20 protein-coding genes and 1 pseudogene are annotated in these 25,301 nt (G+C 45.4%); 7 read left to right on the top strand and 14 right to left on the bottom strand.

Features of this window, described 5'->3' with window-relative positions:
• Nucleotides 1-3 precede the first annotated feature (3 nt).
• A complete protein-coding gene (locus AACQ17_RS02150; protein ID WP_040122741.1) occupies nucleotides 4-918 on the top strand; it encodes a LysR family transcriptional regulator in 915 nt (304 codons plus the stop codon).
• A 318-nt stretch (nucleotides 919-1,236) separates the two neighbouring features.
• Here AACQ17_RS02150 and AACQ17_RS02145 read toward each other — a convergent pair whose 3' ends face one another.
• Nucleotides 1,237-1,818, bottom strand: coding sequence for a class I SAM-dependent DNA methyltransferase (locus AACQ17_RS02145; RefSeq protein ID WP_049785471.1), 582 nt, complete (start codon nucleotides 1,816-1,818; stop codon nucleotides 1,237-1,239).
• A gap of 213 nt (nucleotides 1,819-2,031) precedes the next feature.
• On the opposite strand from AACQ17_RS02145, the gene AACQ17_RS02140 reads away from it, so the two are divergent.
• Both AACQ17_RS02140 and AACQ17_RS02135 read left to right on the top strand, forming a co-directional pair.
• Complete coding sequence (locus AACQ17_RS02140; protein WP_010319645.1) at nucleotides 2,032-2,910, top strand: LysR family transcriptional regulator; 879 nt, start codon at nucleotides 2,032-2,034, stop codon at nucleotides 2,908-2,910.
• A 219-nt stretch (nucleotides 2,911-3,129) separates the two neighbouring features.
• A complete protein-coding gene (locus AACQ17_RS02135) occupies nucleotides 3,130-4,026 on the top strand; it encodes a cation diffusion facilitator family transporter (RefSeq protein WP_094147052.1) in 897 nt (298 codons plus the stop codon).
• 76 nt (nucleotides 4,027-4,102) lie between these two features.
• Here AACQ17_RS02135 and yddG read toward each other — a convergent pair whose 3' ends face one another.
• The 4 genes from yddG to AACQ17_RS02115 all read right to left on the bottom strand — a co-directional run bounded on the left by yddG (nucleotide 4,103) and on the right by AACQ17_RS02115 (nucleotide 7,200).
• Nucleotides 4,103-5,017, bottom strand: a complete 915-nt coding sequence (gene yddG, locus AACQ17_RS02130; protein WP_094147051.1) for an aromatic amino acid DMT transporter YddG — start codon at nucleotides 5,015-5,017, stop codon at nucleotides 4,103-4,105.
• Nucleotides 5,014-5,613, bottom strand: a complete 600-nt coding sequence (locus tag AACQ17_RS02125; protein ID WP_026028176.1) for a sugar O-acetyltransferase — start codon at nucleotides 5,611-5,613, stop codon at nucleotides 5,014-5,016. The genes yddG and AACQ17_RS02125 overlap by 4 nt, the downstream gene beginning before the upstream one ends.
• Nucleotides 5,614-5,784: 171 nt before the next feature.
• Nucleotides 5,785-6,183 carry an OsmC family protein gene (locus AACQ17_RS02120; protein WP_026028175.1) on the bottom strand — a complete coding sequence of 133 codons (399 nt, stop codon included), beginning with the start codon at nucleotides 6,181-6,183 and terminating at the stop codon, nucleotides 5,785-5,787.
• 30 nt (nucleotides 6,184-6,213) lie between these two features.
• On the bottom strand, nucleotides 6,214-7,200 hold the full coding sequence (locus AACQ17_RS02115; protein WP_088733164.1) for a Gfo/Idh/MocA family protein: 987 nt from the start codon (nucleotides 7,198-7,200) through the stop codon (nucleotides 6,214-6,216).
• An 849-nt stretch (nucleotides 7,201-8,049) separates the two neighbouring features.
• Here AACQ17_RS02115 and AACQ17_RS02110 point away from each other — a divergent pair.
• On the top strand, nucleotides 8,050-8,493 hold the full coding sequence (locus tag AACQ17_RS02110) for a dCMP deaminase family protein (protein WP_094147050.1): 444 nt from the start codon (nucleotides 8,050-8,052) through the stop codon (nucleotides 8,491-8,493).
• A gap of 77 nt (nucleotides 8,494-8,570) precedes the next feature.
• Here the strand turns inward: AACQ17_RS02110 and copI are convergent, their stop codons facing one another.
• The 6 genes from copI to AACQ17_RS02080 all read right to left on the bottom strand — a co-directional run bounded on the left by copI (nucleotide 8,571) and on the right by AACQ17_RS02080 (nucleotide 18,505).
• Nucleotides 8,571-9,083, bottom strand: a complete 513-nt coding sequence (gene copI / locus AACQ17_RS02105; protein WP_176430560.1) for a copper-resistant cuproprotein CopI — start codon at nucleotides 9,081-9,083, stop codon at nucleotides 8,571-8,573.
• A 76-nt stretch (nucleotides 9,084-9,159) separates the two neighbouring features.
• A complete protein-coding gene (locus tag AACQ17_RS02100) occupies nucleotides 9,160-12,288 on the bottom strand; it encodes an efflux RND transporter permease subunit (protein ID WP_094147048.1) in 3,129 nt (1,042 codons plus the stop codon).
• The gene (locus tag AACQ17_RS02095) at nucleotides 12,285-13,787 is read right to left on the bottom strand and encodes an efflux RND transporter periplasmic adaptor subunit (protein ID WP_094147047.1); all 1,503 of its coding nucleotides are present in this window, start codon (nucleotides 13,785-13,787) and stop codon (nucleotides 12,285-12,287) included. Before AACQ17_RS02095 ends, AACQ17_RS02100 begins: the two co-directional genes overlap by 4 nt.
• Nucleotides 13,788-13,796: 9 nt before the next feature.
• On the bottom strand, nucleotides 13,797-15,227 hold the full coding sequence (locus tag AACQ17_RS02090) for a TolC family protein (RefSeq protein WP_094147046.1): 1,431 nt from the start codon (nucleotides 15,225-15,227) through the stop codon (nucleotides 13,797-13,799).
• Between the two features lie 82 nt (nucleotides 15,228-15,309).
• Nucleotides 15,310-15,726, bottom strand: coding sequence for a hypothetical protein (locus AACQ17_RS02085; protein WP_094147045.1), 417 nt, complete (start codon nucleotides 15,724-15,726; stop codon nucleotides 15,310-15,312).
• Nucleotides 15,727-15,838: 112 nt separating this feature from the next.
• Nucleotides 15,839-18,505, bottom strand: a complete 2,667-nt coding sequence (locus AACQ17_RS02080; RefSeq protein WP_094147044.1) for an ATP-binding protein — start codon at nucleotides 18,503-18,505, stop codon at nucleotides 15,839-15,841.
• A gap of 515 nt (nucleotides 18,506-19,020) precedes the next feature.
• Between AACQ17_RS02080 and AACQ17_RS02075 the strand changes: the two genes are divergently transcribed.
• Nucleotides 19,021-20,463, top strand: a complete 1,443-nt coding sequence (locus AACQ17_RS02075) for a glyceraldehyde-3-phosphate dehydrogenase (protein ID WP_094147116.1) — start codon at nucleotides 19,021-19,023, stop codon at nucleotides 20,461-20,463.
• Between the two features lie 196 nt (nucleotides 20,464-20,659).
• Here AACQ17_RS02075 and AACQ17_RS02070 read toward each other — a convergent pair.
• Nucleotides 20,660-20,830 (bottom strand): annotated as a pseudogene (locus AACQ17_RS02070) (hypothetical protein); the annotation flags it as partial.
• A 161-nt stretch (nucleotides 20,831-20,991) separates the two neighbouring features.
• Here AACQ17_RS02070 and AACQ17_RS02065 point away from each other — a divergent pair.
• Nucleotides 20,992-21,201, top strand: a complete 210-nt coding sequence (locus AACQ17_RS02065; RefSeq protein ID WP_017048173.1) for a hypothetical protein — start codon at nucleotides 20,992-20,994, stop codon at nucleotides 21,199-21,201.
• 81 nt (nucleotides 21,202-21,282) lie between these two features.
• Here AACQ17_RS02065 and AACQ17_RS02060 read toward each other — a convergent pair whose 3' ends face one another.
• Complete coding sequence (locus AACQ17_RS02060) at nucleotides 21,283-21,897, bottom strand: LysE family translocator (protein WP_013868407.1); 615 nt, start codon at nucleotides 21,895-21,897, stop codon at nucleotides 21,283-21,285.
• A gap of 191 nt (nucleotides 21,898-22,088) precedes the next feature.
• On the opposite strand from AACQ17_RS02060, the gene yjeH reads away from it, so the two are divergent.
• The gene (gene yjeH / locus AACQ17_RS02055; RefSeq protein ID WP_094147117.1) at nucleotides 22,089-23,366 is read left to right on the top strand and encodes an L-methionine/branched-chain amino acid transporter; all 1,278 of its coding nucleotides are present in this window, start codon (nucleotides 22,089-22,091) and stop codon (nucleotides 23,364-23,366) included.
• Nucleotides 23,367-23,495: 129 nt separating this feature from the next.
• On the opposite strand, the gene AACQ17_RS02050 is transcribed toward yjeH, so the two are convergent.
• The gene (locus tag AACQ17_RS02050; RefSeq protein WP_094147118.1) at nucleotides 23,496-25,232 is read right to left on the bottom strand and encodes a methyl-accepting chemotaxis protein; all 1,737 of its coding nucleotides are present in this window, start codon (nucleotides 25,230-25,232) and stop codon (nucleotides 23,496-23,498) included.
• Between the last annotated feature and the right edge of the window lie 69 nt (nucleotides 25,233-25,301).

Genomic DNA, 25,301 nt, shown 5'->3' with positions numbered 1-25,301 from the left:
TTTATGGATTATATTCACCTTTCAAGAATCAGTTTAAAACACTTAACAGCGCTACACGTCATGCTCAGTACCCGCAGCGTCACGCAAACAGCGGCCCAGCTCTGCATTAGCCCTTCAAGCATCAGTAAAAACTTGTCGCAATTGCGCATTCTCTTGGAAGATGAACTATTTTATCGTGACGGCACACATTTGATACCTACCCCTTTCGCTCTGCAAATGGGCCCCACTGTTCATTCAATCCTCTCTAGCATGAATGGATTGCTGCATCACTCAAATTTCGAACCTCAACATTATCAGGGGAAATACCGCCTTGCGATGCGAGAAAGTGCCTTTGAGTTGTTTGCTCCTATTTTGACAAACGTAATAAAAAATCATGCACCGCAAGCTTCCTTTACTATCTACTCGAAAGATCACTATGGCTTCGACGCCCTGCAAAGCGGGCTGATTGATTTCGTCATTTTGCCACACGATATCAGCCAGCCCCCAACGCGAGATAAAGAACTCGTGTGGGAAGTGATTGCTCACGATGAAATGGTCTGCTTAATGCGTAGTGATCATGCTTTAGCCAATGAAGTACTCACTATCGATCACTACCTTGCTCAATCGCATATCGGCATCATGGACAAAGAGCTGGCTGAACCTTTTTTTGAACAGAATTTAGCTCAATCTCATCGAGCTCGTCATGTTCCGGTTGTTGTTGCTGACTTTGGTGCGGCCGCCATCTTATGCAAGCATACTGACTCACTCTTTACTTGCTCCAAACGCTGGGCGGAACAAGCGATGCAAGCTAAGGGATTGCTCGTCAAACCGTTACCTTTCAATTATGGGAAAGTGGCTTACAGCTTAGTGTGGAATAAGCCCAGTATGAACGACCAAGCTTTGAAATGGTTGTGTGATCAGCTCAAAAAACCACACTGATGTTTGTGAATCAACATTGAAAATTTAGCTCAATGCTCAAAATAAAGTAGCTCAATGCTTAAAATAAAGAAGGCCAGCACTATTTTGCGCTGGCCTTCTTTATTTATCTTCTGATGTGCTTTTATTTTTGCTTAACCCTAGCCATGAGTTATCAGTCAACAAACAGAATTATTCGTGATCAATGCCTTATAGTCTTCTAGGGAGTGACTATCATGACACTTATCAACAAGCTAGAGCTTACGCAAGTTGGTCATTATGGAACAGTGAAATAATGTAAATAAGCCATTCTCAATCTGGAAAACCATCGACTTTATGATGTTATTTCCTACCAATGCCCATCACTACTGGCGCTAGACCTTTTGAATTTTTAATCTCAAACGCAACTGCGGTTTCCACTTGGCTAAAACCTGCGCTTTTCAGTTGTGTCTCAATTTGGTTTTGGCTAAGACCATAGTCAGGATCATCTTCTTCAACCAACCAGTCCCAATGAATAAAAACGCCATGCTCATCTAATAGAGAATGAATGATGGTAAATACTTCATTAAGATTCGGCACAAACGCGCACACAGATGACGCCACAACAAGATCGAATTGTTTGCGAAAGGCCGGATGTTGCGCGACTAGACCACGGGTCAGAAAATCCACCACGGGTTCAACGTTGACCAACTCTTTTTTATCCAACTCTTCAATCATGGCCTCAGAGCCATCGAGCGCGACAATATCTCTGGCATGGCGAGACATCATTTGGCTCAGCAAACCCGTACCACACCCGAAATCAAGAACATGTTTACCTTCGAGAGTGACCCGTTTCTGCAATTGCTGAAACACATTTTGAGCAAAAAGCGTTGTGGATTCGTCCTGCTCCCACTGAGCCGCACACTCATCCCATTCGTTCGCCATCATGGCCTCCGTGTTACTTCTTGTATTGGGGAAATTTTCCCAAGAATAAACCAAAACTGTGTTACGTTCATAGAGTTACAGCTCAATCTTGACTAAGAAATGATGAACTGGCTTTGATTGGCGAGAAAACCGTCAGTTGGTAGAAGAACATCAGGTAGGCAGTGGTACTAAAATTGTTTATGATCAACCCATTATTGTGCCTTAGAGAACGTTATGAACCTTTCTCAAATTGAAGCATTTTTCTCTGTCGCGGACACTGGCTCAGTCTCCGAAGCGGCGCGACAATTAGAATGTAACCGAACCAAACTCAGTATGGCGATTAAAGCGTTGGAGAAAGAGCTCGATACCGCTCTTTTTGTGCGCACCGGCAACAACCTGACCTTATCTGAAGCGGGGAAAGCAATTTATAAAGATTGTGAAAGTGTTTTGGTGACCATTGCACGTATAAAACACACCTGTACGCAAATATCACGGGGCTTCAACGCCGAGATGTGGATTGCCCGTGATGATTCTCTTCCTGATGCCTTGTGGCAAGATTTTGCACACCAGCTGAATAATCGTTTTCCCGCGACCTCGTTTAACCTTGTATTGGCTTCAAGCGGCGACTTAGCCAACTTGATTGCCACTCATCAAGTCGATTTTGCTTTTGGCGTCGATTACGAAAGAATCAACGACCCGCGGATCACTTATCAACCTTTGGGTAAAATCCGGATGATGTCGGTGTGCAAAAGTGACCACCCGCTAACTAAAATTTCGCGAGTCACCGACGAAGAACTGCGCAGAGCAATGCAAGCCGTGATGGTCTATTTAAACGAAAAAGATAACCCCGAATTACAACCTTTCTCTCGTCGCTACATTGGCTTCTCCAGTTTCGATTACATGCTCAATACCATCTTGACTGAGAATGCATGGGGCGTATTGCCAGAACCTTTAATTCGCCACTTCCTACGTGAACAAAAACTAACGGTGATTAAGCACACCTACGGTCTCACTCAAGAAGATTACTGCATGTTTACGGCCACGGGCATGGCCGAACACCCTGGCATGAACTGGTTAGCCGATAAGTTGCGTGACTATTTGTTTGATTTTTAATTTTCGTTGTTTAGCTTTCAAGATGCCCACATTTCAAACAATCTAAAGCGAAGACAGTCAGCGTCAATTATCCTGACAGGCAAATAAACTCATAACTAATTGTTTTAATTAAAAATAAACTTACTTCCCAATATTCAAGCCAACGACCAATGCACTTAGAGATTGTCAAAACCGTGCTTTAAGCCAAAATAACAGCATGTTTTCAACAGGTAGTCTTTTATGTGTGCTCGAACAAGAAATAATGAAAATCGCATTTTGACGATTTCGGCCCTTTTAGCTTCTGGCTTTGCTGGTGGCGGACTTGTGGTTGGTATGCTTGTCGGTTCACTGGTTATCGTGTTTGACGGTGTGTATTCACTGGTTAGTTTGCTGTTAACATTATTGTCGCTGGTGGCGTCACGCTACATTCGTAAACCTTCTGACTCGACTTTTCCCTTTGGACGCGCGGTGCTAGAACCTGCGGTTATTGCTATCAAAGCCAGCGTTATTTTGTTAGTCGTGAGTTATTCGTTGTACTCGGCTGTCATAGCATTGTTTAGCGGTGGTCGAGAAGTGGATGCTTCTATCGCAACTGTTTTTGGCACAGTGAACGTGATTGGTTGTGCGATTGCGTGGTGGTTCATGGTCAACAAGAGTAAACGTTACTCTTCTGGTTTGATTGACGCTGAAGTAAAACAGTGGCAAATGGACACGCTATTAAGCGTCGCGGTAACGGTCGGCTTCATTGCCGCTTGGTTGATGACCTTGTCTCCTTGGGCAAAATATGCCGTCTATGCAGACCCAATCATGATGCTATTAATGTCGTTTTACTTTATCAAAGTGCCTTATGACATGCTTAAATCGGCAACACGTGAATTGTTGATGATGTCACCAAGCAAAGAGATTTGTAAAACCGTGGATCAAGGTGTCATTGCCGTAGGTGAAGAATCAGAGCAAGATATCGAGTTGACTGCGGTGACTAAAGTCGGTCATGAGCTGTGGGTCAATGTCGATATTCGCCCTGATGAGAATGAAATGATTGCACTCGAAGATATCGAAAGTACTCGTCGCTCGCTACATAAGCGTTTATCAAAGCTGCCATTCGTACTGCAATTAACCATGAACGTAGCTCGTTAATCAGTCTCAATTAAACGGAAAAAGCCCTCTCGTTCCCGAGAGGGCTTTTTTTATACATAGCAAAGCTGTTGCGATGTCAGGCTATTGGCATTTTCTCTTGCACCGTCGATTGACGTTCTCTGGTCGCCCACCAACAAATTAAAGAACCCATCGTCACCATAATCACACCTTGCCAAAAGCTTAGCCCAAGCGCTACACCTAAGATTAGCGATGAAAGCAAGGTTGAAATCACTGGCGTAAAATAAGAAAGAGTCGCCAATAGAACCATGTTGCCACGCAAGATTGCCACATTCCAAAGTGCATAACCGCTGCCCATCACCACACCCGTTAACGCTAAATTCAAGGTTGCTGGAACGGTAAACACTAAAGTGCTTTCGCCGCTAAGAAAATACTTAATCCAGAGGGCGATAGCAGTAGCCATAAAGAACAGGATAATGGCATTTTGTCCATTGGCTAATTGTTTGGTGATATTGCAATAAACAGCCCAAATAATCGCCCCGCCAAACGCCATGCTATAGGTTAAGGGATTAGTCGCAATATTGGCTGATATTTGCATCACCGAAAACCCACTATCACCAGTAATGGTCCAAGCAACCCCAACAAATGCGAGCGCAACGCTTGGATACACAAGAATATGGACGGGTTTACGGCTGAGAAATACCGCAAACAACACCGTCAAGGCTGGCCACAAATAGTTAATCACCGCCATCTCGAGCGCTTGATGGCGATCATTGGCCATACCTAACGCTAATGCTAAGCAGATTTCGTAGCTCACAAAAAGCGCGCCACCGATCAGAACATAACGCAGAGAAAAGTGTTTGAATTTAGGCACACCCATGACAAGCATCAGAAATACTGAGCTCACAGTGTAAATCAGCGCCGCCCCACCAATTGGGCTAAATTGCTCGGTGACTGTTCTGATTAGCCCCATTAGACAGCTCCACAGCAAGATAGCCGCAACACCAAATAGTGTATGTTTATGCTGCTTCAATGATGCCCTTCCTTAACTGAACTATGCAGGTCAGATGTTCCATTCATTTCTTTTAATGAACGGAGCACTCTCGCTGGTGTGCCTCCGACTAGGCTATCAGCTGGCACATCCTGATTGACCACTGAATTTGCCGCGACAACCGAACGCGCACCAATCGTGACTCCTTGATTAATCACAACGTTGCCACCAATCCATACGTCATCTTCAACCGTAATCGGCTTACAAAATGTTTCCCACAAGCGGCGGCTGCGATAATCCAAAGCATGCGCTGGTGTATAAAACTGGGTGTTAGGGCCAATCAAAACATGATTACCAATCGTGATTTTAGCGCCATCAAGCATAGTGACATTCATGTTGATAAAGGTTTCATCACCAATGGAAATTGTTTCACCGAATTCACAATAGAAAGGAGGCTGCACCACACTTTGTTGGCCAATTTGACGATATAGCTGAGTTTGCAATTGATGGCGGGCTGTAGCATCGGCGCATTGGTTGATCTGCAACAGTAAATGTCCTGCTTTGCTACGAATAGCTTCCATTTCTGGGTCTGCACCGTCAAACACCATACCATTCATCATTTTTTCCATTTCGGTCATGAGCCGTTCCTCCTTATGCATCTAGTGTATTTAGACTACTTGGATAAACAAAAGAAAAAAGAGAAAAGCTCACTGTTTCACTTTCCTCTTTAATTTCAACCAACCTGTAACGCACAGGAAAAGGCAAGATCAGAGCATATTGCTTTTTCCTAGTCTTATTGATTGAATGGCTTAAACAATCGACCAACTGTGAGTCATTGTGACACCTTTGCCTAACATTAAGCAGACAGAACAGTACTTTTCTAATGAATCGGCCGTCACTTTTTCAACGACATTAGGGTCAAGATCAACGCCTGATACGTCGAAATGGATATTGACTAGCGTAAAAATCCGAGGTGCGGTTTCACGGCGCTCAGCCGTCAATTTGGCGTTACATGCAGTGACCTGTTGATTGGCCGATTTTAAGCCATCAACCACATCCACAGAGCTACAACCTCCCGCGGCCATAAGAACCATCTCCATCGGGCTAGGCGCGGTTGCACCACCACTGCCATCCATCACCACCGAATGACCAGATTGGGATTGGCCCAAGAACTTGAAATTTTCGACCCACTTTACTTCAGCTTGCATTATTTTTGCTCTCTTCTCTGTGCGATGAAACTACAGGTTATCGGTTGGAAAAATCACGCCCGTTTGGCGGCGTATTTCTGTCAATAATTTGGAAACGGTGAGTGAGCGTAATTTGCATTGCTCATCTATTGTCTTGTTCTGTATCTGATCTGCAAATTTGTGTGCTTCGTAGAACATGCGGTTGGCGTGTTGCTCAATACTCAGATCTTGGGTTTGACCACCACGGTTAATTCTCGTGATGCGGTTGCAGGTAGAGATCATCTCAACGTGCAGTGCGGCCTCTTCACCTTGAATTTCGCTCGGCAAATAGGAGTCACTGGTTTTTGAATGCATTAATAGCACATCAAAACCGTCATATCCTAAGATCACACTGCCGTTACCATCAACCCCCGTCTCCAGTAAATGCGCTTGGGCTTGTACCGATTTAGGCTCACCAAACAGTTCAATGGCTGAGCCCAAACAGTAATAACCAATATCCATGATCGAACCATTGGAGAACTCGGGCAAAAAGGTATTGGGCATCTCACCCTTAAGATATTTAGGGTAACGAGAGGAATACTGGCAGTAGCTGAGCACCGCTTTACGGATAGCGCCAATCTGCGATAGCTCTTGTTTGAGAACGGAAAAATTGGGCAAATGTGGGGTTATAAAGGCCTCGAATAATACTACGCCATGCTGTTTGGCAACTTGATACATCTGCTGTGCTAATGAGAAATCAGAAGCCAGCGGCTTCTCACAGATAACATGTTTGCCCGCTTGCATCATTTGAATCGACTGTGGACCATGCAGTACATTCGGGCTGGCGATGTACACGGCATCCACATTGTCACTCTCACCTAGGCTCTTAAGGTCAGTAAACAAAGCAGGAGCATCGTATTTTTCGGCAAATTGTTTCGCCCTGTCCAGCGAACGGGAATAAACCGCTACTAGCTGAAATTCCCCCGTTTTTAATGCCCCTTCGATAAATTGGTCAGTAATCCAGTTGGTTCCAATAACAGCTAAGCGAATCATCATCATATCCTTTCATTATTTTCACCTATTATCTGGAGTTACTCCGCAGGAAGCAATGTTAACCTCACCACTTATTATTTTCAGGTGGCCATTATTTTCAGGTAACCAAAATAAAGAAAACCCCACTAAGCTCTCGCTTAGTGGGGTTCCAGTTCTTACTCGCAGCAATCCAGCTACTGATAAGTGCTCCCTGCATCAATTCCTTGATAGTCTGCTGATTCCCTCAGCACATTCCCTTTCATCGCCTTCCTAGCGGTGTCCTTAACTCCGTCGTCCCGACAGATTTGTGCACTTTTCCTTTGCACCGTCCATTAACTTTCCTTGATAACCATCCTAGTTATTCAGCATCCAGCTAATGTCCTTCGCTATCCTTGCCGATCATTCTTCCTGAATTATCGAATCTTCGTCCTGAAGATGACCTATCCCTGGGTCTTTCCTGTTCCGTGTCCGCTTCCTGCTGACAACTTCAGATTACGGATTTCACTTTTTTCAGCAATCCCCCACCTGTTGTTTTTTCTCTACCAGAAAGACACAAAATGAAAATTATCATTTAAATTCAAATTATTACAGAAATTCAATCTCTTTTTATTGCATAGCAAAACGTTAAAGTCTCACGATACGTGTAAGAGATCTCTCACAAACTTAATCCTATAATTGCCTATCGCCGTAGCTAAGATACCCGCACGAAATGAGATAGAGCTCTCACTCTAATACTGATTGGCACGGCTGAATTCTGTTTAGAAATGAGAATTGCTCTAGACTAAGTGTGAGAAAACTAGGATATTGATGTCGATCTTAATCACATATCTCCCTCGCTACTGAGGAAATGCAAGAAAATCGTCAGAGGAACAACACATGATTTCGAAATGGGCACATCGCTTTTACCAAATGGCAGAACTTGTTGGCTCTTGGAGTAAAGATCCCTCCACGCAAGTCGGCGCAGTGATCACGAAGCAAAATCGCATCGTTTCGGTTGGATTTAACGGTTACCCGCATGGTATTTCAGACAGTGCAGGCACCGATGATCGTGATATGAAATACCTCAAAACACTGCATGCTGAGGAAAATGCCATCCTATTCGCCAAGCGTGATTTGGATGGTTGCGAAATTTATGTGACACATTTTCCTTGCCCAAACTGTGCAGCAAAAATCATTCAAACTGGGATTTCCGCAGTACACTGCCCAGAGCAAACAGAAGACTTTTTATCCCGTTGGGGTGATAAGATCAAAGTCAGCCAAGATATGTTTTTACAAGCGGGTGTTAAAGTAAACTGGCTACCGCTCAGTGATTTGAAATAATTAATCAATGGTCAAAAAAACCGCCCTGCCAAATTGGAAGGGCGGTTTTTTCTTTTAACGAGTTAGCGTGACAACTTTTATTGAAGCTGAATTTTCTTAATCATCCCAGCTTCAGCATGGCCGGGTATATTGCAGGCGAACTCAACATTGTTATCCCCATGGAAGTGCCATAACAGTTGTTTCGCTTTACCCGGTGCCACGGTGACGGCACTGCCGCCATCGTGTTTATGATTGCCCATTTGGCGCATCATTTCTCGGTGTTTTAGCTGCTCGGCGGCTGAACCAATCGAAAATTCGTGGTCAATTTTGCCCGTGTTCATGACAACAAATTGCACCACGTCATTCGGTTCGATGTTGACCTCTTTTTTGAAGGTGATTTTCATGTCATCCGAGAGTAAAACATGCACCACTTTATCGGGTTTTGCTCCTTTAGCAGGCATGCCGACTTCTGATATGTCATCCATCGCCATGTTCATCGTGTCTGTTTGCTTCATCACCATGCTGCCATGATCCATTTTGCTATGGTCCATTTCAGCCATGACAGAAGAGGTGAATAACGCTAGTGAAAGTGTGATTAGTGTTTTTTTCATTTTGATTTTCCTTAAATTCATCCAGTGACTATTTATTTTCCGATTAGTGCTTAGCTTTTACTTTGCCAGCTGCACGCTATTTGAGTGTTGCGATTTCACGGTTTTTCCATAACTTGAATACCGCAGGTAGAACCAATAATGTGAGCAATAGTGCTGAAGCCATGCCTCCAATCATGGGGGCGGCAATGCGCTGCATTACCTCCGAACCAGTTCCCGTGCCATACATAATCGGGATCAGGCCAATAATAACTGTCAGTACCGTCATCATGACTGGGCGTACGCGCTGTCCTGCTCCTTCGCCAATAGCATTGATGAGATCTTGGCTGTCAATGACCGCACCATTTTCTTGCGCATCAATTTTTTTGTAGTGCCAAGCTTGGTTTAAATAAACCAGCATGATCACACCAATTTCTACCGCAACGCCTGAAAGTGCAATAAAGCCCACCCCCACGGCGATTGAAAAGTTGTAGCCAAGGTAGTGCATCAACCACACGCCACCCACCATCGCCAGCGGTAATGTCGCCATAATGATCAACACTTCTCCGATTCGCCGGAAACTGAAATAGAGTAGCAACATGATGATTGCGATCGTGATCGGTGCGACGACACTCAAGCGTGCTTTTGCTCGCTCCATGTATTCATATTGACCAGACCATACGAGAGAATATCCAGCTGGCAGCTGTAATTGCTCCGCTACCGCTTGTTGCGCCTCTGCCACATATGAACCGAGATCGCGTCCATCAATATCGACAAAGACCCAGCCGTTTGACCGTGCGTTTTCGGTTTTGATCATCGGCGGGCCGTCTTCGTAGCGAATATCAGCCACATCGGCCAAGGCCAAACGTGCACCGTTTTGAGTCACCAAAGGTAAATTTTGCAGCTTCACTACCGAATCACGGTAATCTTGCGGGTAACGTACATTGATCGGGTAACGCTCTAACCCCTCAATGGTTTCCCCTACATTCATGCCCCCCACTGCGGTTGAAACCACTTGTTGCACATCTTTAATGCTTAGCCCATAGCGCGCCGCTTGTAACCGATTGATGTCTATCGTTACATAACGTCCACCAGCCACACGTTCAGCATAAACCGATGCCGTGCCTTGAACGCGGTTAAGGATAGGTTCAAGTTGTGCACCGATGGTTTCAATCTGTTTGAGATCGGGACCCGCTATCTTGATACCAATCGGCGTTTTGATCCCTGTAGCTAACATATCGATGCGTGTTTTGATTGGCATCACCCACGCGTTGGTTAACCCCGGAAATTGCACTAAGCTGTCAAATTCCTTACGTAGCGATTCTGTGGTTACGCCTTCACGCCATTGATCGCGAGGTTTAAGTTGGATCACCGTTTCAATCATGGTTAAGGGCGCGGGATCGGTTGCGGTTTCTGCACGCCCCATTTTGCCCCACACGGTTTTGACCTCTGGTACGGTTTTGATGAGTTTATTGGTTTGCTGCAATAGCTCACGCGCCTTACCAATCGAGATCCCTGGATAGGTTGTCGGCATGTACATGAGATCGCCTTCATCTAATGGCGGAATAAACTCACTGCCTAATTTGCTCATTGGGTAATAAGCGGAAGCCATTAATGCCAAAGCCAATACAATCATGCTTTTGGGATAACGCAAACTCAGGTTGAGTAGTGGACGATAAAGTGCCACAAGCCCTTTATTGATAGGATTTTTGTGCTCGGAAATAATATTGCCACGCACAAAATAGCCCATAAGAACAGGGACGAGCGTGATCGCTAAACCTGCCGCAGCGGCCATGGCATAGGTTTTAGTGAACGCCAATGGCGAGAACATCTTGCCTTCTTGGCCTTCGAGTGCGAAGACGGGCACAAAACTTAACGTAATGATAAGTAGTGAGAAAAATAGTGGCGCACCGACTTCTTCAGCGGCTTTGCCAATCACCTGCCAGCGATTTTTGTCGGTCAGTGGGGTGCGTTCAATATGTTTATGCACATTTTCGATCATCACAATCGCCCCGTCGACCATAGCACCGATAGCAATGGCGATCCCCCCAAGTGACATGATGTTGGCATTGATACCTTGCCAGTGCATCACAATAAAAGCCGATAGAATGCCCACGGGCAAACTCAAAGCAATCACTAATGATGAGCGGATATGGAATAAAAACAGCGCACACACGACCGCAACGACAATGAACTCTTCTGCTAGCTTATGCCAAAGGTTTTCAACGGCTTGATTGATCAAGGTTGAACGATCATAAGTGGCAACAATTTCGACACCTTCCGGTAAGCTGCGTTGGAGATCAGTCAATTTCGCTTTGACGTCATCAATCACTTGGCTAGCATTTTCACCAAAACGCATCACGATCACACCTCCAACCGCTTCTCCTTCACCGTTAAACTCAGAAATACCACGACGCATTTGTGGGCCAAGGTTAATATCCGCCACATCACCTAACAATAATGGCGTTCCTTTGTCGGTCACTTTCAGTGGTAGCGCTTTAATGTCATCAATACTGGTCAGATAGCCACTGGTGCGTACCATGTGTTCGGCTTCCGCAACCTCAATCACTGACGCTCCCGACTCTTGGTTACCATTTTGGATCGCCGCATTGATTTGTTGCAAAGTCAGGTTATAAGCGCGTAGCTTTGCCGGATCAATTTGCACTTGATACTGCTTAACCATGCCGCCAACGGTAGCCACTTCGGAGACACCATTCACCGTTTGCAGCTCGTACTTCAAAAACCAATCTTGCAAACTGCGTAACTGCGCAAGATCGTGTTGGCCGGTTTTATCTTGCAGTACATAACTGTAGATCCAGCCAACCCCCGTCGCATCCGGCCCCAAGGTTGGTTTGGCATTGGGTGGCAGTTTTGGCGTCACTTGGCTTAGATATTCCAATACCCGCGAGCGAGCCCAATACATATCGGTTTTATCATCAAAGATGATGTAGACGTAGGAATCACCGAAGAATGAATAGCCACGGACCGTTTCTGCCCCCGGAACGGCAAGCATCGCCGTTGTGAGCGGATAAGTGACCTGATCTTCCACTACCTGCGGAGCTTGGCCGGGATAGCTGGTTTTGATGATCACTTGCACATCTGAGAGATCCGGTAAAGCATCAACAGGCGTGTTCTTTACACTGTAAAGTCCGCCCAAAGTGAGAAACAGAGCCGCCACCAACACCAAAAAACGGTTATTGATCGACCAACGAATAATCGCACCAATCATTGTTGACCTCCTAACGTTTCTGCGGCGGTAATGTTCGTCTCACTATTTGCCTGCTCACTCGCTTCCAGTGCTTTTAGTACATATTCGTCACCCTGCTTCGCCACTAGAAATCGAACCCTTTGCCCTTCAGCAAATAAGCTGAGATCAAACTCCACCTCAACCGTGAAGTTCATCTGCCCTGCTTGCCAGCCCCATTTGCTTACCGGTTTATAGTTAAGTGTGAGCATCCCAAAATCAGCCATAAGCGTACTGATGTCTCCCGTTAACCAAGCTTCATTGGCAGCTTCCACCCCATTAATACGTGATAAATCAGCACTTTGACTCGACTCTGAATCCAACAGAAAATGTGCCGACGTGACGACCGTGTCTTGCTCCGTTAACCCTTGTAAAACTTCAAGGCGTTCGCCTGCTTCGCGGCCAACTTCAACCCTTGCTGAACGGTATTTGCCATTTCCTTCAGCAAGTACGACGCGCGTCATGCCGCCCGAATGAATAACTGCTGATTTAGGAATGGTGAGCACCGCTTGTTGCGATACGGGCTGCAAAGCGATATTGGCGAACATGTTAGGCTTCAACTCGCCCTTCGGATTGAGAAATTTCAAACGCATACGCAGCGTTCGGGTTTTCGGATCCAAAATGGGATAGACGTAATCTATCTTCCCTTGCCACTCCTTGCCGGGAATAGCATCCAGTGTCATTAACGCTAAACTACCCGACGTAATCCAATGTGCTTGGCGCTCGAATACCTCAGCATCGACCCACACTTCGTTTAAAGGACCTGCGCTTATCACCGCTTGCGCTGGCGATAAGTAACCCCCTTCGCGAATATTCAAACTCGCAATCACCCCATCAGCAATGGCTTTGACCTCTATCGATTGAGTGGCTTTGCCTCGAGCGATAATCTGTTTGATCTGTGTACGATCAACACCCAGTGAAACCAAACGTTCGGTTGCACCTTTCAATAAACTTTCACGGCTGGCTCGATGGGCATTTAGCAGCTCCTCCTGCGCTTTAACCAATTCCGGAGAATAGAGCGTAAATAAGACATCGCCTTTACGAACCTGCTCTCCAACCGCATTAATGTTCAGTTTTTCAACCCAACCAGCAACGCGAACGTTCGTTTGCCACAATAAACTGTCATCAAACGCAATGTAACCCACTGTCTCAATGCGTGGAGATAACTGCGCAAACACCACGGGTTCCGTTTTCACACCCAAGTTATTTTCGACCGCAGCACTGATGGTCACCGTGCCACTCTTCTCTTGTGCTTGCGTCGGCGATTCGGTGTACACAGGGATGAGGTCCATCCCCATCGGTGACTTACCCGGTTTATCGCGTTTATAGTTTGGGTCCATCGGCGCAACCCAGTACAGCGGTTCAGACATCGCATTGGTTGAGTTCATTGCCTCCATATCATGACCAGACAGGTATTGATTGATACTAAACCCCAGTAATCCACCTATCGCTAAGGAAAGTACGGCTATGTTTAATGGTTTCATTGAGTTCTCCTACTTTTCTACAGGCGTAAGTGTTTCTAAAGAGGTAAGTGTTTCTACAGACGTAAGTGAAGGGGCAATAGCTTGAAAATCGAACCCATTTAATAGATAAGCGAGGTTACTTTTGGTTAGGTTTAAATCGGTCATTAGGCGTACTTGCTCTAATTGCAGCGCTAGTTCATCGCTGGCGGCACTGACGACATCATTAAACTGGGAGGTATTGTTTTCATAGCCTCTCTCAACCGCTTGAGTGCGGGCTTTCGCTTGCGTTAATAAGGTGGTTTGATAGCGCGATAAACGCTGTTCGAGGTTCATTTTATCAACCAATAAGGCATTCACTTTGGCGTTCATCTGCGCCAATAGAACATCGCGCTGTGATTTAGCCGCGCCCACTTGATATTGCGCCGCAGCGTGGTTTCTATCTTGGCGGCTCCCCGTAAACAGCGGGATATCCATGGTGAGATAAGCACTAACCATATCGGCTGCGGGTCCGCCTTGCATGCTGTTTGCTTGACGATAGGCGTACATCACTTCCACACCAAACTGAGGTTGATAGGCCGTTTGTGCTATTTCGACTTGCGTTTGGTTGGTGTGAATTGCCGCTTCTGCCATGCCGACCATCGGGTGAGTGACCAATAAAGCATAGTGAGTGGTGCTGCCATTAATGGCAGCCAATTGCACTTCCAAACGGGACCAGTTCACTGACTCTTCAGCGGCTAACATAGGCTGTTCAACCAACCAAGCGCTACCTAACCATTCGGATAATTGCGACACAATGCGTTGCTGCATTTGTTGATTGGCTTGTAATTTTTCGTCCAATTTGGAAACTTGTAACTGCGCTTGCAGCAGATCTTGCGCTTCGCTTTTACCTAATGAATAGTTCGTTTCAATAAAACCAGCCAGCTCACGCATTAAGGTTTGGTTTGCCCGCACGATACGTTCAGCGCGTTGTTGGTAGCCTAACTCTAACCATAATTGAGTCATGCTGTTTGCCACTTCCAACTCACGTAAATTAACCTGAAGCGCAACGCCAGTGGCTTGTTGCTTTGCTTTTTTCGCTTGTAATGCCAAGCTTAAACCCCGTTCAAACTGCTGCATTAAGCCCACAGAAATATTAGTCATAGGATCTTCATCAAACTTAAAACTATCAATGGGCAAACCACTAAAGCCAACTTTGATCTTAGGATCCATTAGGGTTGAACTGGCAATTCCAGTTTCTTGTATTGCTTGAGATTGAGCAAAATATTGCTTGCGGACGGCATCATTCGCTAATGCAGCGTCAATCAGCTGAGCTAATTGTTTTGCATGCGAATCCGGCTGAGCCATCGCGGCTTGTGGGGCTGCATTCACCATCAAGGGGAATGATAAAACGCCCACTATACTGATCGACCAAGCGATCACAGAGAGTTTAAGGTTCACAATAAAATTCCATCTTTCATGCATCGCAAAAGGTTGAGATGCAACAGAGAGTCACGAACCTAGTTAAAGGCCGCACAAACACGCCATAGACGTAATGAAAAGGAAATTAAACGATAGGGGGACGGTAAAGTGAGCGGGCGACCATCACAATGCCGCGCGTTGCTTCTGCATTGATCAACAATAAAACCGCGTGAGGTGTGAAGGGTTGGTGTTCAGTGATAAAGAAAGCTAACGTGGTCATGCACATGACGCTGCAACAGGAATCAACACCTTGGTCGCTGTGATCGATACAATCGTTACTCATCGCTGATGAAGTCATGTCACTTGCATCGGAATCATGGTGAGCGGCGCTCATATTTGAGCAGTGTTGCGGCGGGTTTGCATCGTCAGTCACTGAATGGGATACAGCCGAAGTCGGTGACATTGTGATCGCCATTAAAGGTGCGCTAGACACTAAGCTTGAAGCAAGCAGCGTCATCATCACCAACATGGAAACCCAAATTGTATGCAGCGAAAGTTGCATATCCAATATCACTATCTGACTGAAAACTCCAACAGACTAAAGCTTGCCCTAGGGGTAAGGTCAATTAATTTAAATTTCGAAAATCGATAAAAATAGCGATTAGGCTATCTTCTCAAGAGTTCGCCACTTGCAGATCGCTAAAAATATCAAAAAGTTGCTTGGATTTATAAGGTTTGGGCAAATACGCATCCATGCCCGCGTCAAAGCAGCTTTTAATATCCTCCTCCAAAACGCTGGCGGTTAAGGCGATAATGGGTAATTTTTCAACGCCTTGCTCTTTTTCCCATTCGCGGATTTTCTTAGTCGCGGTTAAGCCATCCATCACTGGCATCATGCAGTCCATTAACACCGCAGCAAAATGTCCCCCTTGGGTGATGGCATCTACCGCTTCTTGCCCGTTGTTGGCCACCACATAACCAATCCCTGCTTTTTCAAGGAAGAAGCTGGCGATTTTTTGGTTCATCAAATTGTCTTCAACGATCAAAATACGCTTATGATTGCACTCTAAGTAGTCTAACTGACTCTCCTCGACTGGCGTTAAATCCGTCTCTGTATCGGCCACTAATGCTTTGAGGGCACGTTCAAAACGCGCCCCTAAAAAAGGCAACGTGATACTTGCCTGCGCAAGATGAATTGCGTCTTTGTTGACGAACAAGTGATGCTGCAGAACCACTATTTTTGCACTTGAAAAATGCTCACGCAGCGCAATGAGATCCGATTGCACGCTGTGGCTTAAGCTTTGGCAATATAAAATACAGACGGCACTAAGCCCACTCTTGACTGCTTGTTCAACATCACGTGCTTCATTGAGTTGAATCCCCCATTGAACGCATTCACGCCGAATAGCGGATGAGTAGTTAGACATATTGGTAATTAACAACGCCTGCGTGGCAAGAGGCTCAACTTGCGGCTGATCTTCGGCAACCTCAATGGGAACGACAAATTCAAAGCAGCTACCTAAGCCTTTAGTGGACTGTACATGAATGTCACCCTGCATCAGATCAACTAATTGACGGCAGATAGCCAACCCTAACCCAGTCCCACCAAAACGACGGGTAATACTGCTATCTTCTTGAATAAATGGATCAAAAATCGTGTTCAACATCTCTTTATCGATGCCACTTCCCGTATCGGATACAGCAAAACGTATCGAGGTTATATCGCCCGTTTCTAAGGTTAAACCCGTGTTGACATAACCATCTTTGGTAAATTTCACCGCATTGGACAACAAGTTCATCAAGACCTGCTTCAGACGATATTCATCCGCGATGATAAAACGAGGTAATGCAGGGTCGAGATAAATATTAAGCTCGATATGCTGGCTCAACGCTTTCGCGTTCACCAAGTTCACCGTGTCGTATACCAATTCAGCGAGTTCAAAGCGATGCGGAGCAAGCTCCAAGTTGCCTGATTCAATTTTAGATAAATCGAGAATATCGTTAATCAAGATCAGCAACGCTTGCGAAGAGGTATCAATATCGGCCAGGATTTCACGCTCATTCCCCGCAAACTCGCTGCGTGACAATATTTCAGTCATACCGATAATGCCATTAAGAGGCGTTCGGATCTCATGCGACATATTGGCTAAGAACGCGCTTTTGGCTCGATTAGCGGCAATTGCCGCTTCCTTTGTTTCCACCAAAGCACTCTCGTACTGTTGCTGTTTCTCAATAATATGGTTGAGATTGATTGTAAAACGGGAAAACTCATCTTTGCCATCAATCGGGATCTGTTCAATGCCGTTCTGCTTTTCACGCAATCGACTCATGGTATTGATGATCCGCTTGAGCTTTGACGAGATGCGAGATGAGGTACTTGCTCCTAGCACAAACAGCAGCGCCAACACGGCTAACAGCGATGCCGATATACTTAACATACCCATTTTTTCTTGCTGGAGACGCACATTCAGTTGAGCCGATAAGTGTTGGTTGACACTTTGCACCAGTTTATCTATCGCCAAGTAACGCTCTTCCACATTTTTGACATAAGAAGCTAATGCTTGAGGATCAGCTTCATTACTAACGATTTTTTCGCGAATCAAGGCGGCTTGGCGAAATTCAGGTTGCGTAAACAACTGCACCAGTTGTTCGAGTTGAGCGCCGTTATCAATGATACGTTCGAAGTATTGTTGCTGGCGCTCAACAGCTTGAAAGTATTCTGTTTGTCGAGATTGAAACACCTCTTGATCCATGGTTAATTCTTTGATTAACCACGCCTCTTTTTGCACCCAAAATGCAAACCAATGCAGGTCGCTATACACCAGATCCAAGGTATGGATATCAACAGGCGCAAGAAAACTGTTGGTTTTTTGCAGATCGGCCATCACTTCATACAAAAGATTAAATACTTGGCGGCCTAATTCTAGGGTCTCGCTTTGTGAGGCCGACGGCAACTCATCCAACAAATGGTGAAGGTCAAGCACACGGTTTTCTATCAATGTACGGTTACTTTTACTCCCAAAATGACTATTTGTAGAACCTGTATCCAGCACAATTTTATCCAGCGATTCAGCTAGATCCTGCTTGAGCTGCGGCCGAGAGTCCTCGCTATTTTCGCTGCGCAGCTGCGCACTGAGCAAGGTATAAAAAAGGGCTGAACTGGTGGTGACCTGATTGATTGCTCCAATCTTTTGGTTCAACACATGGTATGTGTCTAAACGGCTTTCAAATGGGAGGAATAGACGCCATGCCACAGCCAGAATAACCAGTGTTGGTATGAGGCAGAGTAAGAACAAGCGTGCCTTAATTGAGAAGTGGGTAAGTATTACCATTGTTATCATCCTTGGAAGTAATACATCCTAGCCAATGGTTAAATAGTAGACGTTATTTTATGCGTCTGCGCTCTTATTAAGATAAAACCAGCGCAGTAACGAAAGCATTGCGCGTCACGATTCATCCAATAAGCGTGATGGTGAATTAACCGAAAACTCACCACATTTTAAGATAACAATTTGAATCTAATCCCATTTTTATGAAAAAGAAAAACCATTCCACATCAAATATTTGAAGCAGACCATTATCATCACAAAATAAGTCGCGACTTTAGAATTTGTCAATATCTCTAACCACCGCCAAAAACCACTCAATACGCTGATTTTTACCTAGTTTTCAGTAAAAAATGTCGTCATTATTTTTGCTAGCAGAATAACCATTCCACATTTACAATCCGGCCACATAAAAACAACAATAAACATCGACTTGTATCTCAGCACAGATCACCGTGCAAGATACGCGTTCACCAGCCCTACACTGTGAACATTACTGCTTAACATAACGTGAAAGGTCCCAAGTCAATATGAGCCCAGAGAAACATCTCTCAGACTGGCAAGCCAGCCAAACGATTGCTGAATCTATGTCTCCCCTCATCGGTCAGCTTTATCGCCAACAAGGTGTTGAAGTGGTTTTATTTGGAAAAACACTCATCAACGCCACCACCATTGATATCATCAAAGCACATCGCGTTGTCCGTCGCTACACGGGCGAGGCGCTTTCAACCCAGCAAACGATGCCGATTTTACAAAAGTTGACCACGCTTGCTCTGTCGCCATGTCGTATCGACATTGGCCAACTTGCTCATCAATTTTGGCAACAACATGATGATGAACATGGCCTTGAGGATTACCTGCTAACGGCGCTTAATGGTGCGTTGAATGGTGAAACACTCAGTAAGCCTAAGGATGTGGTGCTGTACGGTTTTGGTCGTATTGGTCGCTTGTTGACTCGTCTTTTGATAGAAAAAAGTGGCCCGGGCTATCCACTGCGCTTGCGAGCGATTGTCGTTCGTGGGGGTAAAGCAGGAGATTTAGAAAAACGGGCAAGCTTGCTACGCCGTGACTCAGTTCATGGCCAGTTTAACGGCAGCATCATCATCGATGAGGCTCGCAAGGCCATTATTGCCAACGGCAATTATATCCAAATCATCTACGCCAATAAGCCGCAAGAGGTTGATTATTCATACTATGGTATTCATGACGCGTTAGTGGTCGACAATACTGGTGTTTGGCGTGATAGCGAAGGGCTTAGTCAACACTTGAATTGTCAAGGGGCAAGCAAGGTGCTGCTGACAGCACCCGGCAAAGGTGAGATTAAAAATATCGTGTTCGGCGTAAACCACGCTGATATTCAGCCCGAAGACACCATTATCTCAGCCGCCAGTTGCACCACCAACGCTATCACACCTGTATTGAAAGCGATTCATGATCAATATGGCGTACTTTCTGGCCATATCGAAACGGTGCACTCTTTTACCAATGACCAAAACCTTATCGACAATTTCCATTCAGGTGAACGACGTGGCCGCAGCGCATCGCTCAACATGGTGTTAACCTCAACGGGTGCCGCCAAAGCGGTTGCAAAAGCGTTACCTGAACTCGCGGGTAAGTTAACCGGTAATGCAATTCGTGTCCCCACGCCAAATGTGTCGATGGCCGTGGCTAACCTCAACTTAGCCAATGCAGTGAATAAGCAAGATCTCAACGCATATCTACGTGACATGGCGCTTAGCTCGCCACTTTCAGCGCAGATTGATTACACCGACTCAACAGAGATTGTCTCCAGTGATTTGGTTGGCTCTCGCCATGCTGGCGTAGTTGATGGCGCAGCGACGATCGCTCAAGACAACCGCTGCGTGCTCTACATTTGGTATGACAATGAATTTGGCTACAGCGGCCAAGTTGTACATTGTATGGAGCAGATGATGGGCGTTCGTTACCGAACTTTCCCAGCTACCGCCCAATAAACGGCTTATTGTTTTTATCTCCACAACATAATAATAGTGAGTGTTTATCTCACCTCCCCCTGCTTGCCGCCTTTTGATATAAGGCGGCTTTTTTATGAAGTAATCAGTTCAATGAGACTTCAACGTCCGAAACTAATCTGCTCGAACACACTAAGGCATAGCCTTGTTCACGCAGCGCCTTCTAGTCATTCAAAGCCTAAGGTTGCAAAATATTTATCAAGTTTCGATGAGTAATGCTGGTGGCAGTTGGTCCGATATAAATTTCTTTCACACCCAATGCGAGTAGCGTCAGATCGATAACGATCGCCTTTTGTTCAAACCAAGAAAGAACTAATGTCAGTGGGAGTTCATTCACACCACAAACAAAGACACCAAAATGACTCAAAATTTGAACTGTCTGTCAGAGTCCCAATATTATTGGGGGAATGAACGTCGTCCATACAACTCCAAAAATTAGAGACACAACATTCATGTTGGATTCATCTTGGCTGCGTTAACCTAGCTTCAATTCAGAAAGAGGTACAGGTTATGAATAGATTTATTGTGACTACATTTGCGCTGGTTGTAGGGTTTTTCGCGTTGATGCTGAGTTTGCTGCTCGCCATTCCTCTCGCTATTGCGGCGATCATCACTGGCAAACGTATAGAAAAGCAGCTCAAGCGCCACACCTTTACGTCAAAAAGCGGCTACATTATTGAAGGTGAATATGAAGAAAAAACTCAAGCACACTATCGATGAAAACCCTATTCGCACTCTTTCATTGGCACGGCGAAACTCATTAGAAGCGGGAGGCATTTCCTCCCGTTTTTTGGGTATTAGCTAAAGAGTCATGACGACACGGATGGCAAGCGCAATCAGTACTACGCCCGACAAACGGTCAATCAATACGGCACGCGCGCGCAGTTTATCGAGTAATATTGGGCTAGAAAGAATTAAGGTGATGAACGTATACCAAAGCCCATCCACTAAAAATGGTGTTAACACAATAATAGCTTTGCTACTCAGTTCGTTGCCGATGGCGACAAATTGACTGAATAACGCGATGAAAAATAGCGCGATTTTAGGACTAAGCAGAGAAATCAATAATCCCTCTTTAGCCGACTGCCACACACTGACCGTCTCACCCGATTCTAATTTAGCCGCCACGCCCCCTTTGGAACGTAATGCATTGATACCCAAATAGGCCAAATACAACGCGCCTGCATAGCCTACTGTCTTAAACAGTAAGGGGGATTGATGCAGTACAACCGCTAAGCCAATTAAGGTAATGAAGGCATAGACACCAATACCAAATGCGTGCGCCCACGCCGTTGCAAACCCATTTTTACGCCCACCAGCGAGGCTGTGTTTGGCCACCATAGCTAGGCTTGGCCCTGGCGACATCGCGCCTAAAATACAAATGGTAAATAGTGATAACCAAACGGTGAATGTCATGGATTTCTCGCTGTTGTTTCGGTGATTTAAGGTAATGACGATAACGAAATGACTCGCATAACGCTACCTGAATGTGGCGCTGCCCAAACGGCCTGATCTTGCAGGTTAGCCGTTGCACCCAATGGGCATAGGCAAACTGAGATAGATGCATATTATTTCGCTTCAGCGTATGCTAACCGCCAGAACGATATTTGGGAACGGAAGCCGTGAATAAGTTAAAACAAGAGATCACCTTGCTGTCTGGTATTGGACAACTTTCCACCACTTTAATGGGAACAGGGTTATTTATGATCCCAGCGATTGCCGCTGGTATTGCAGGTGAGCTCTCACTGTGGGCATGGCTACTGCTGTTTGTGGCGATTTGCCCGATTGCACTGACGTTTGCCGCTCTGGGTAAGCGTTACCCTAACGCCGGTGGAACCGCCTACTTTGTCCGCCAAGCTTTTAACGCTAAGTTGGAACGCTCGGTTGCTTGGCTTTTTGTCAGCGTGATCCCTGTCGGCGTTCCGGCCGCTGTCGCATTGGCGGCAGGCTTTGCTCAACAACTCCTCCCTGCGCCACTGAACTCGGCGATGATGGCGCAAGTATTAACCGTACTGTTGCTGATTGCGGTCAATTTGGCGGGCACCAAATCTTCCGGGCAGTTACAAACCGTTATTGCGCTGAGCATTTTCGTATTAGTTGGTGCTTTTTTCTGGATAGGCGATGTTGGTGCTGCAGATTTAACCATGCCCGCACTCAGCACGGACAGTATTTGGCCGATTGGCGCCGCACTCGGAGTGATGTTCTGGTGTTTCGTCGGGATTGAAGCGTTCGCTCATATGGGAGAAGAGTTTAAAAACCCACAGCGCGATTTTCCAATCGCGATCATTGTCGGCTGCTTTGTGGCTGGAATCACCTATTGGGCATGCTCGGTGGTCATCCTTAAATTTGGTGCGTATGGCAGCGCAGAATTTGATAGCACCTCCATTCCTTGGCTGAGCGAACAAATTTTTGGTAGCAGTTTGGCAACGGTGATAAGCCTTATCGGCTTTTTTGCATGCTTTGCGAGCATCAATTTATACACACAAAGCTTATCTCGCATGGTGTGGGCACAAGCAAGGCAATATCGACCAGAAAGCGCAATCGCCAGAATTTCAATCCGCGGCGTCCCAGCCAATGCAACCATTGCTGTTGGAGTTGTATTAATGGCTTCTTGCCTGCTTGGTGAATGGTCTGGTCTTAATCTGGAATTTTTCCTAAAACTTGCGAATGGAATCTTTGTCTTAGTTTATTTGTTAGCGATGTTCGCCGCTTATAAATTGCTCAGTGGCATCAACAAACTGTTGGCGGCAATTTCGTTGATCCTCTGCACTGCGGTATTTATCTGCTTAGGCTGGTCAATGCTGTATGCTCTGACTATCTTCATTTTGCTCTCTTTACCTTGGCAACGTTTGGCAAGAAAAAGTCAGCCGAAGCAAGAGTTTTAACGTATCGCTTACCTTGCGGTATTACCGTGGCCACTTAAGTGGGCATCATTCTGCAAATAAAAATTTTTGCCGAAATAAAAGGCTCTCAGTATAGAGAGCCTAAAAAATAGCAAGGAGAGGATATTAAATTTAAGTGCGGATGTGCTTAATCGCGCTATTTAACTCATCGACATTACGTTGCAAATCAACAACGACAGGCCCGAGTTGATTGATGGCAACGTTCATATCACCCGAAAGGGCTTTAATGTTACTGAGATTGCTGGAAATTTCGTCGCTCACAGCCAATTGCTCTTCTGTCGCAGCCGATATCGACGTATTCAATTTATGGATCTCAATCGCTGATCCTTGGATGGTACCAAGCGCTTCGTTCGCCACCGACATATTAGAGCGCGTTGACTGCATTTTATCAGCACTCACCCGGATCGTTTTGGTCGATTGTTCTGCTTTCTCTTGCAGCATCGAAATCATGCTCTCGATCTCACCCGTCGATTGTTGAGTTCGTTGGGCAAGTGAGCGTACTTCATCCGCTACCACCGCAAAACCGCGACCTTGCTCACCCGCACGAGCAGCCTCTATCGCCGCGTTCAACGCCAGTAGGTTGGTTTGTTCAGCAATCGCTTTAATCACATCAAGCACATTACCAACGTTATTAGACTCATTCGCAAGTTGCTGGATGATCTCGGATGTTTTGGTAAATTCACCCTCTAATTCACCGAATTCATGGGTCGTTTTATCAAAGACCTGTTTACTGGTACTGGCTTCTTTTTCCGCGCTGCCCGCATACTCTTCTGCCATGGTGGTGCTTTCCGCCACGCTAGAGAGCGCCGATGTCATCTCTTCCATCGCCGTCGCCGCCATTTCAAGTTCTTGATTTTGCTGATTCGCCACTTTGACGTTTTGTTTGGTGACATCGCTTATCGTTTCAGAGATGGCCGAAATGGTGTGGTTTACCTGGTTTATTTTGCTAATAGTGGTGGCATAACTACCAAGCACCTTATTAATGGTGCCGCCGATTATACCCAGTTCGTTGTGACTGTTATCGTCAACTCGCAAAGTCAAATCAGAATTTTTGTCTACTTGTTGTAGCAATTTAGCCATGGTATCAATCGGCTTCACTACTTTTCGGTTAACAATGGCATACCCAATAATGGCAATAATAAAAACACTAATTAAGGAGATATTTCCAACCAATACCGTACTTTTTACTTTCTGCGCCGCATCCATGAATTGTTTATTGGTTCGATTTTCTAATTCAATAAAGAACTTATCGATCGGAGCCATGATTTTGGCTTTCTCTTGATGGTATTCATTACTGTGTAAGAGAGAAATCGCCATATTACGGTCTGGCTCTTTTCTAACGGTGTAGTTGCCATTGCTATCAGGATAAAGCCCCTTAACAGCATTCATCGCTTTGACTTCCATGTTCACTAAGCCATCTGAATTAGCTTGAGCTTCTTTGAGCAAACTAAACTCTTGCTGAGTAAAACCAAGATCCGTCATCATTTGGTTGAGAGAGATATTCTTACCGTCTGCTTTAGGTTTTTGTCCATATTGCAGCACAAGGTCCCAATATATCGTGTGGTAGTTCTGCGGGCGAGGTTTCTTACCATTACGAATATCAAGAATATCCATGTACATTTTTTCGTATTTTTCATCGCCACTGACCACATAAGTCCGGCCTAACCGAGTTAAGTCATCAGAGCTTTGACGAAGCTCATCGGCCGCTTGATAAGATTGATAACGAACTTGAGCCATATGATCAACTTGTTGCATTAGCCCATTAAGCTGTAATACCGTCACAACACTGATGACAATACCAATGCCGATCACAGCAAACACGAGCTTCATGGTGTTGTTGATATTCATAAAAGTATCCTTCTTCATTTATCAACGAAATTATTTCTGTTTATTCATTATTATTATTATTGCTTTTAG

This window comes from Vibrio sp. V10_P2A27P122 (genome assembly GCF_963874335.1).
GTDB lineage: Bacteria > Pseudomonadota > Gammaproteobacteria > Enterobacterales > Vibrionaceae > Vibrio > Vibrio anguillarum.
This window is presented reverse-complemented; position numbering and strand designations above follow the sequence as displayed.